The organism is Martinezella tropici (genome assembly GCF_003287875.1).
GTDB lineage: Bacteria > Pseudomonadota > Alphaproteobacteria > Rhizobiales > Rhizobiaceae > Rhizobium > Rhizobium tropici_C.
On the sequence record NZ_QMKK01000038.1, the window covers coordinates 132,905 to 142,219 of the forward strand.

General features: G+C 59.6%; 9 protein-coding genes. 4 read left to right on the top strand and 5 right to left on the bottom strand.

Annotation, left to right across the window (positions count from 1 at the left end):
* Positions 1-213 precede the first annotated feature (213 nt).
* On the top strand, positions 214-789 hold the full coding sequence (locus DQ393_RS16060; RefSeq protein ID WP_112342750.1) for a TRAP transporter small permease subunit: 576 nt from the start codon (positions 214-216) through the stop codon (positions 787-789).
* Complete coding sequence (locus DQ393_RS16065; protein ID WP_112342751.1) at positions 789-2,549, top strand: TRAP transporter large permease; 1,761 nt, start codon at positions 789-791, stop codon at positions 2,547-2,549. Before DQ393_RS16060 ends, DQ393_RS16065 begins: the two co-directional genes overlap by 1 nt.
* A gap of 90 nt (positions 2,550-2,639) precedes the next feature.
* Here the strand turns inward: DQ393_RS16065 and DQ393_RS16070 are convergent, their stop codons facing one another.
* The 5 genes from DQ393_RS16070 to DQ393_RS16090 form a co-directional block, all read right to left on the bottom strand.
* A complete protein-coding gene (locus tag DQ393_RS16070) occupies positions 2,640-3,749 on the bottom strand; it encodes a TRAP transporter substrate-binding protein (protein ID WP_112342752.1) in 1,110 nt (369 codons plus the stop codon).
* A 153-nt stretch (positions 3,750-3,902) separates the two neighbouring features.
* On the bottom strand, positions 3,903-4,793 hold the full coding sequence (locus DQ393_RS16075; RefSeq protein WP_112342753.1) for a polysaccharide deacetylase family protein: 891 nt from the start codon (positions 4,791-4,793) through the stop codon (positions 3,903-3,905).
* 105 nt (positions 4,794-4,898) lie between these two features.
* On the bottom strand, positions 4,899-6,788 hold the full coding sequence (locus DQ393_RS16080; RefSeq protein WP_112342754.1) for an ABC-F family ATP-binding cassette domain-containing protein: 1,890 nt from the start codon (positions 6,786-6,788) through the stop codon (positions 4,899-4,901).
* A 49-nt stretch (positions 6,789-6,837) separates the two neighbouring features.
* On the bottom strand, positions 6,838-7,338 hold the full coding sequence (locus DQ393_RS16085; protein ID WP_112342755.1) for a hypothetical protein: 501 nt from the start codon (positions 7,336-7,338) through the stop codon (positions 6,838-6,840).
* 156 nt (positions 7,339-7,494) lie between these two features.
* Positions 7,495-8,004 (bottom strand): DinB family protein, encoded by a 510-nt coding sequence (locus tag DQ393_RS16090; RefSeq protein ID WP_112342756.1) that lies wholly within the window; start codon positions 8,002-8,004, stop codon positions 7,495-7,497.
* 190 nt (positions 8,005-8,194) lie between these two features.
* Between DQ393_RS16090 and ndk the strand changes: the two genes are divergently transcribed.
* Together ndk and tnpA are read left to right on the top strand one after the other, a co-directional pair.
* Entirely contained in the window at positions 8,195-8,617 is a 423-nt protein-coding gene (ndk, locus tag DQ393_RS16095) for a nucleoside-diphosphate kinase (RefSeq protein WP_112342757.1), read from the top strand.
* A gap of 190 nt (positions 8,618-8,807) precedes the next feature.
* Complete coding sequence (tnpA, locus tag DQ393_RS16100) at positions 8,808-9,242, top strand: IS200/IS605 family transposase (RefSeq protein ID WP_112340015.1); 435 nt, start codon at positions 8,808-8,810, stop codon at positions 9,240-9,242.
* The last annotated feature ends 73 nt before the right edge of the window (positions 9,243-9,315 follow it).

The following is a 9,315-nucleotide window of genomic DNA, read 5'->3' on the forward strand; positions in this document are numbered from 1 at the left end:
ATGATTATTGATGCGATCTTTATCAGAATGCCGCATGTGGGCAAGGGCGGCAAATCGCAAATGCGACAACTGGATCCAATGCACGAACATTGTATCCGGCCGTCATCACGTTTGGAAAACCCGCGCAGGCTCTTGATTCACCGTTTGAAATCGGCACTCTAGCTTCGTGCAGCAAGAAGAGCTTCGGAAAGAATCGCTGCGGGGGGAAAATTCATGAAAGCATTGCTCGGCTTCAGCCGATTCGTTGACTATGCGACTGAGATCATTGGAAAATCTGTCTCGTGGCTCATCCTGGTCGCTGTCCTGGTCAGCGCCGGAAATGCGGTCGTACGCAAGGTCTTCAATACCTCGTCCAACGCATGGCTGGAAGCGCAATGGTATCTGTTCGGCGCCGCCTTCATGCTCGCGGCCGCCTACACGCTCCGCCAGAACGAACATATTCGCATCGATATCGTCTACGGCTCCTTGCCGCGCCGGGTGCAACACTGGATCGACCTGCTGGGCCATTGTCTGTTCCTCATGCCCTTCGCACTCCTGATGGTCTATGACCTCGTGCCCTATGTCCGCACCTCCTTCCTGTCGGGGGAAGTTTCCTCGAGTGCCGGCGGCCTGATCATCTGGCCGGGCAAGGCCTTGCTGCTGGCGGGCTTCTTTCTGCTGGCGCTGCAGGGGATCTCCGAGATCATCAAGAAGATCGCCGTCATGCGCGGCGATATGGATGATCCGACCCCCTATGTGCCGACGCATGCGCCGCTCGATGTCGAAACCCCGGCCGGGGAGGCGCGCTGATGATCGAATTCATCGCCGTGAACATGGCGCCGATCATGTTCGCCTCGCTGATCATTTTCCTGCTTCTGGGTTATCCCGTCGCCTTCGCGCTTGCCGCCAACGGGTTGCTGTTCTTCTGGATCGGCGTCGAACTCGCACCCTATTCGGGCGGCACCATCCATCTCTCATGGCCGCTCCTCAATGCCCTTCCGGATCGCTTCTGGGGGGTGATGTCGAACGACACGTTGCTGGCGATCCCTTTCTTCACCTTCATGGGCATCGTGCTGGAGCGATCCGGCATGGCCGAAGACTTGCTCGATACGGTCGGCCAGCTGTTTGGACCCGTTCGCGGCGGTCTCGCCTATGCGGTGATTTTCGTCGGCGCGCTGCTCGCCGCCACCACCGGCGTCGTTGCGGCCTCCGTTATTGCCATGGGACTGATTTCGCTGCCGATCATGCTGCGCTATGGCTATGACAGGCGTGTCGCCTCCGGCGTCATCGCCGCTTCCGGCACGCTGGCGCAGATCATTCCGCCATCGCTCGTCCTGATTGTGCTTGCCGATCAGCTCGGCCGTTCTGTCGGTGACATGTATGCCGGCGCCCTGATTCCCGGTTTGGTGCTGACCGGTCTCTACATGCTCTATGTATTGATCATGTCGATCGTGAAGCCGAACTCCATGCCCGCCTTGCCGAAGGAGGCTCGCTCGCTTGGCTCCGGCGTCACGTCCTTGCTCGTTGCTCTATTGATATGCGCCGGCGTGGCCTATGCCGCACATGTTTACCTGACACCCGCCTATGGCGAAAACGCCGATATTCTCGGCGCAACGGTTGGCGTCGCCTTCATCTACGCAATCGCCGTGCTCGATAAGGGGATGAAGCTCAACGTGATGTCGCGGCTGGCCCAGCAGGTCATCATCGTCCTCATTCCACCGCTGGCGCTGATCTTCCTCGTGCTCGGCACGATCTTCCTCGGCATCGCGACGCCGACGGAAGGCGGCGCCATGGGGGCCGTGGGCGCGCTCATAATGGCGGCTGCCAAAGGCCGGCTGAACATGGAGGTCATCCGCTCGGCACTGACATCCACGACCCGGCTTTCGGCCTTCGTGCTGTTCATCCTGATCGGCTCGCGCGTCTTTTCGCTGACCTTCTATGGCGTCAACGGCCATCTCTGGGTCGAGCATCTGCTGGTGTCGCTGCCCGGCGGCAAGGTCGGCTTCCTGATCGCCGTCAACATCCTCGTCTTCGTGCTCGCCTTCTTCCTCGACTTCTTCGAGCTTGCCTTCATCATCGTGCCGTTGTTGGCACCTGCTGCCGAAAAGCTCGGCATCGATCTCATCTGGTTTGGCGTGCTGCTCGGCGTCAACATGCAGACGAGCTTCATGCATCCGCCCTTCGGCTTCGCGCTGTTCTATCTCCGCTCGGTGGCGGCGCGCGTGCCCTATCTCGACAGGGTGACAGGCAAGCAGATCGCGCCCGTCACAACAGGGCAGATCTATTGGGGATCCGTGCCGTTCGTGGGTATCCAGATCCTGATGGTGGCATTGACCATCATGTTCCCGCAGATGGTCATGCACTACAAGGGCGCGGGTGCTGCGGTCGATCCGAATTCGATCAAGATCGAGGTTCCCGGTTTCGGCGCGCCCGGCCAGAACAATGGCAACGGCTTGCCGGGGTTGCAGCTTCCGGGCGGCAATCCGTTTGACGGGAAGCCGGCGGATCAGGGTGGCGGGCAGCAGAACGCACCCGCCAACGACCTCAGTCAGCCGCCGTCTTTCAATTGAGCACGGTACGCCTCGTTTTGTCCTGATTGGAGCGCAACGAAAAACCCCGGAGCGCCGCTCCGGGGTTGTTGTCTTAAAACCGCGAGCTGGTCAGATCTTCCCGGCGCGCTGCAGCGTCATCATGTAGACGTCGTAGCTGTATTCGGCGACCTGGGCATAGAGATAGTGCTGGCCGCGGAAGCCCTTGATCGATTCCCAGATCTTCTTGAAGGTCGGGTTGTTGGCTTCCATCTCGGCATAGACCTCATTGGCCTTGTCGAAGCAGGCATTCATGATCTCGGTGCTGAAGGGCCTGAGCTTCGCTCCTTCGGCGACGACGCGCTTGATGGCGGCTGGGTTCAGGTAATCGTATTTCTGCAGCATGTTGGCGTCCGTCGCCTGCGCGGCCGTGCGCAGCAGCGATTGATAGGCCTTCGGCAGGCCTTCATAGGCGGCCTTGTTGAACATGACATGCACGGTCGGGCCGCCTTCCCACCAGCCGGGATAGTAGTAATAGGGTGCCACCTTGTAGAAGCCGAGCTTTTCGTCGTCATAAGGGCCGACCCATTCGGCCGCATCGATCGTGCCTTTTTCGAGCGCCGGATAGATATCGCCGCCGGCGATTTGCTGCGGCACGACGCCGAGGCGTTCGACCACCTTGCCGGCAAAGCCGCCGATACGCATCTTCAAGCCTTTGAGATCGGCGACGGTATTGATTTCCTTGCGGAACCAGCCGCCCATCTGCACGCCCGTATTGCCCGCCGGGAAGCCGATCAGCCCCTGCGTTGCCAGGAATTCGTTGAACAGGTCGATGCCGCCGCCGTGATATTGCCAGGCGTTCATGCCGCGTGCGTTGAGTGCAAAGGGAACGGCAGCTCCCAGGGCCCAGACCGGATCCTTGCCCCAATAATAATAGGCGACCGAATGGCAGGCTTCGACTGTGCCAGCCGAAGTCGCATCGGCTGCCTGCAGGCCCGGCACGATTTCGCCCGCCGCAAACACCTGGATGTTGAAATTGCCGTCGGTGGCTTCAGACACATATTTCGACAGCACTTCGCCGCCGCCATAGATTGTATCCAGCGACTTCGGAAACGATGACGTCAGGCGCCAATTGATCTTCGGATTGCTCTGGGCAATGGCCGGAGCAGCAAGTGTTGCAGCAGCTGCAACCGAGCCGGCGCCGGCGACGCCGGCTTTCCTCAGAAATGAACGACGATCCATATGTTACTCCCCCCGGATACGAGCGGGCGGGCTGGCCCGCTCTTCGTGATCACGCCGCAACTAATCATGCCGCTCGGCGCGTTTCAAGCGTATCTGAACGCCGCGCAACCATTGATCTAGTTGTCTGCGGCGGCGTTTGTTTGCAAGTCTGCCTCAGCGCACCATTTTGGTGCCGGCCTGGGCAACCAGATTGGTCGCTGGGGCCGGAGCGTGCTTGTATTTCAGCGTGACGACCTTGAAGCCCTCTTTCTCGAGGCGGCTCAGAAGAACCGGCAGCATCCTGACCGTGCGCGGATGGATATCGTGCATCAGGACGATGCCGCGGCCGCGCTGATAGAGCTGCTTCATGGTGCGATCCACCACCGAAAGTGGTGTTGAGGTGAAATAGTCCTTGCTGTCGATATCCACGTCCATGACGATCATGTCCCTAGCGGCAATCGCCGTGCGCAGGCGCTTGGAATCGGCAAGATAGGGGAAACGGAAGAAGGGGACATCCGTACCGATCGCCTTGGTGACGGCGTCCTTGCCGCGGGCGATCTCGGTCATTGCCGCGTCGAAGGTCATCTTGTCGAGATCGGGATGGCGGAACGTGTGGCTGCCGATCGCGTCACCATGGGCGAGAACCTCGCGCGCGGTCGCCGGATGCGCCTGCGCCATTCCCCCGACCATCATGAAGGCGGCCTTGACGCCAAACCTGTCGAGCGTGGCGAGAATGCGATCCGTCTTGCCGGGTGCGGGGCCGTCGTCGAAGGTCAGGATGACCTCCTTATCGGCGAGCCTGATGTCCTTGAGCGAGGAGACTTCCAGTGTGCGGCCGGCAAGATCGTGTGGTGCGCCGGCGTCCACCGCCGCGCGGGTTTCGAGATCGGCGACGAGCCATTTCTTCGGCTCCATCTCGATGGGGTCATTGGCTTTCAGCGGCTTGTGATGCGGCTCTTCGGCGGCATAGCTGCTCTTGAGCGACGCTTCGTTGGCCGGCTTCGTGGCACAGCCTCCGAGAGCCAGGGACATGGCGAGGCCAGCCAGCAACACACGGTAGTTCATCAGAATCGCTCAACAATATGTCTATGAAAGTTGAGCGTATTTTCCGCAGTTATGGTTAATGATCGGTTAGGATCGGCTGCGAAACGGTTAAGATCGCGATGCGCTTCAGCCGGCCATGCCGCTTTCGTATTCCGATGAAAGTTCCAGCCATTGCTCCTCGGCCGCGGCGAGCTTTTCAGCGGCATCAGAGCGCTGTTTTGCCTTTTCCGCAGCCTTTGCCGGCGCCTTTTCGTAAAGGGCCGGATCCGCAAGCTCTGCATCAAGGGCCTGAATCAGTTTCTCAAGCTTGCCGGTCAAGGATTCGATTTCATTGATCTTCTTCTTGAGCGGCGCAAGCGACGCGCGCCGATCGGCATTGAGCTTGCGCTGATCCGCCTTGGAAACGGACTCGTCGATGCCGTTCGTCTTGACTTTCTCGTCCTTCGACTTCGGGCTGGCGACGACGAGGCTGCGGTATTCTTCAAGATCGCCATCGAAGGTCGAGACGGTGCCGTCGCGCACCAGCCAGAGCCGGTCGACGGTGGCTTCGATCAGATGGCGGTCGTGCGAGATCAGTATGACGGCGCCGGAATAGTCGTTCAGCGCCTGGATGAGCGCATTGCGGCTGTCGATATCCAGATGGTTCGTCGGTTCGTCGAGGATCAGAAGGTTCGGTGCATCGAAGGCGGCAAGGCCCATCAGCAGCCGCGCCTTCTCGCCGCCGGAGAGATCCTTGACCTGCGTGTCCATCTTCTCCGTCGCAAGCCCCATCTGGGCGACGCGGGCGCGCACCTTCGCCTCCGGCGTTTCGGGCATGCGGCGGCGTACATGCTCGACGGCCGTCTGGTTGGGGATGAGGTCATCGAGCTGATGCTGGGCGAAGAAGCCGATCTTCAGGTTCGGCGCCAGCCTGATATCGCCGCTCTCTGCGCCGAGCCGACCGGAAATGAACTTCGCGAAGGTCGATTTGCCGTTGCCGTTCGAGCCGAGCAGGGCGATGCGGTCGTCGGCATCGATGCGCAGGTTCAGGCGCTTCAGGATCGGCTTGCCGGGCTCGTAGCCGACAGCGCCGCCGCTGATCGCGATGATCGGCGAGGCAGGCTGCTTTTCGGGTTCCGGAAAGCTGAAGCCCATCACATGGTCTTCGATGACGGCGGCGACGGTGCCCATGCGCTCCAGTGCCTTGATGCGCGATTGCGCCTGCCGCGCCTTCGAGGCCTTGGCCTTGAAGCGGTCGATGAAGCTCTGCAAATGCTTGCGGGCCGCGTCGTTCTTCGCCTTCGCCTTCATCTGCAGCTCGTCCGCCTCGGCCTTCTGCCGTTCGAACTGGTCGTAGGAGCCGCGATAGAAGGTAAGCTTCTTCTGGTCGAGATGCACGATGGAATTGACCGCCGTGTTCAGCAGATCGCGGTCGTGCGAGATGATGATGACCGTGTGCGGGTAGCGGCGGATGTAGTCCTCCAGCCAGAGCGTGCCTTCAAGGTCGAGATAGTTCGTCGGTTCGTCGAGCAGCAGGAGATCCGGCTCGGAAAACAAGACGGCCGCAAGGGCGACGCGCATGCGCCAGCCGCCCGAGAAGGAGGAGGCCGGGCGCTTCTGCGCTTCGTGGTCGAAGCCGAGGCCGGCCAGGATGCTGGCGGCGCGCGCTTCGGCCGAATGCGCATCGATATCGGCAAGCCGCGTCTGGATATCCGCGATGCGGTGCGGATCGGTCGCGGTCACGGCTTCCGCCAGCAGTGCGGAGCGCTCCTTGTCCGCTGCCAGGACGATATCGATCAAAGGCTCCTCGGTGCCGGGGGCCTCCTGCGCCACCTGGCCGATGCGGGCATTGCGGGGGATCGAGACCGAGCCGCTTTCGGCGGCGAGATCGCCGGTGATGATCCTGAACAGCGTGGACTTGCCAGCTCCGTTCTTGCCGACGAGGCCCGCCTTCGTGCCCGCCGGAAGCGTCACGCTGGCATGGTCGATGAGCAGGCGGCCGGCAATGCGGGCGGAAAGGTCTGAAATCGAAATCATGGCGCGGTTTTGGCCGAACTCGGCGCCGAAGGCAAGAGTGCGAAGTCGCTTAGACGCTGGCCTTTTGCGAGGATTTCGAGAGGTTGGCGCAGTTGCGCAGCCGCTCGGTCAGCTCCGTTTCGTAGAGCATGAGATTGCTGAGCGAGGCATTGAGGCTGTCGAGTGCAGCATTGGCATGTGGAGTCGTGTCGATCTCGCGAGCAAAATGCTGCTTTTTCATCAGCCCCTTGGCGAGCTGATCGGCGACTTCGCGCAGCATCTCGGCCGCATCGCTTTCCGATTTGCGCGCCACCAGCCCGCAATGGCTGACCAGGCGATGCTTCAGGCCGATCTCGTCGAGCCCGCTTTGCGAGGGAAGGGAGCCAAGCGCCTCGATCTCTTCGGCAAGACAGCGGTCCTGGCCATAGAGCGCTTCATAGAAGAGCTGATAGTTGCGCGGCAGGTTTTTCACCTTCAGCCGCGTCATGAAGCGGCCGATAACCTCAAGCTCGGTTTCCGTTTCATCGTCATCGATGGAATATGCCGAAACGCTTGTCTGCGAGTTCTTCATGCCTGCCTTTGACCGTGAGCTGATATATCTCGTCAATCTGCAGGTTCGCAGGTTAAGGGAACATGAACAAAACGGCCGATCCTCGCCGCAGCGCAACAAAATGAGGCATGTGATCAACGTCTGGGCGAAGACGGGAAACGACGGTTCTCCCCTTGGCTACATCCAGTGCTGTCCTTCGCTGCGCAGGAAATGCAGGAGGTCCAGCACCAGAGACGGTTTTCCCAAGGATGTGAGGATAGTGTGGCACTGGCCGCGGTGATGGGTGTGATGGTTGAACATATGGGATACCGCCGCATGGAGGGGAACGATGATGGCGCCCGGGCGCAGGATCGAGGTATAGGTAATGTCGACGGCAAGTGCATCGGCATCGAGCGTTTCCAGCCAGGTCATGATATTTCGATCTTCCGCCTCCCGTAAGCTGTGAAGTCCTTCAAGCGTGTCATGCAGGACGGTATCGAGTGACGCCGGCACTCCGCCAGTGCCGTTAAAACGGTGCATCCACAGCCGGTCCGCTATCAGCAGATGATTGAGCGTTCCGTGGAGCGAGCCGAAGAAGGCACCGCGGTCTTCATGGAATTCGGCATCACTGAGGTCTGCTGCGGCATTGTAGACCTGCACATTGGCCCACCGATTGTAGTCGGCCAGCATCCTGAAATGTTTGAGCATATGACCTCTCCTCAATGGTGCGGCGATGTCGCCGCCAAGTTTGCAAATAAACCGTCGCAGTGCCAGCGGCCGATTGCGAATCGATTGCGTCAACTGTGACAGCGGCGTGAAATTGGCCGATCCCCCTTGTTTTCGGGCCTTGGGGCAGGTAAAGACCGCCCACTTTTCTCTGATTACAAGGAATGGACCCATGGCGATTGAACGTACTTTCTCGATGATCAAGCCGGACGCGACGAAGCGCAACCTGACCGGCGCCATCACCAAGGTTTTTGAAGACAATGGCCTGCGCGTCATCGCCTCCAAGCGCGTCTGGATGAGCAAGCGCGAAGCTGAAGGCTTCTACGCCGTTCACAAGGAACGTCCGTTCTTCGGCGAACTCGTTGAAGGCATGACCTCCGGCCCGACCGTCGTTCAGGTTCTGGAGGGCGAAAACGCTATCCTGAAGAACCGCGAGATCATGGGCGCGACCAACCCGGCCAACGCTGATGAGGGCACGATCCGCAAGACCTTCGCCCTGTCGATCGGCGAAAACTCCGTTCATGGCTCGGACGCTCCGGAAACGGCTGCCATCGAAATTGCCTACTGGTTCTCCGAAACCGAAATCGTCGGCTGAATCAGCCTTTCAGCTTCTGCGCTGAACGATTTGAAATGACTCATGAAAGCCGGGATTTCGCATCCCGGCTTTTTTATATCGATAAATAAACCTCCACCTACGGTGGAGGACTGGACGAGTTCTACACGGTAGTTGAGAGACCTCCTGCTTGAACCGCTGGGGTGGCCCAGACTTCGAACAAGGAGGTTTTATGGATGAGCAAACGCTCTCGCATGCGACGTGGGACTGCAAGTATCACATTGTTTTTGGCAGCAAATACCGCACGAAAAGACTTTACGGGGACGTGCGGCGTGAGTTGGGAGAACTCTTGCGTCGGCTGGCACAGCAGAAAGGCTGCCAGATCGAGGAGGGTCATCTGATGCCCGACCATGTGCATATGTTGATCTCGATCCCGCCGAAATACTCGGTTTCGCATATTGTCGGCTTCTTGAAGGGCAAGACGGCCCTTTACGTAGCGAACAAATATGCGCGCAAGCGCCGCTACAAAGGGTATCACTTTTGGGCACGCGGGTATTTCGTATCGACGACGGGCTATAACGAGCAGGTCGTCAGACAATATATCCGTAATCAGGAAAAGGCCGACAAAGCTTCCGACTTTGCCGACCTCTTCAATCGTAGCTACTAAGCGCTAACAATACCGCTTCTAGCGGTTCAAGCGCAGCGTTTCAAACCTCCACCTCTGGTGGAGGTCATGACTT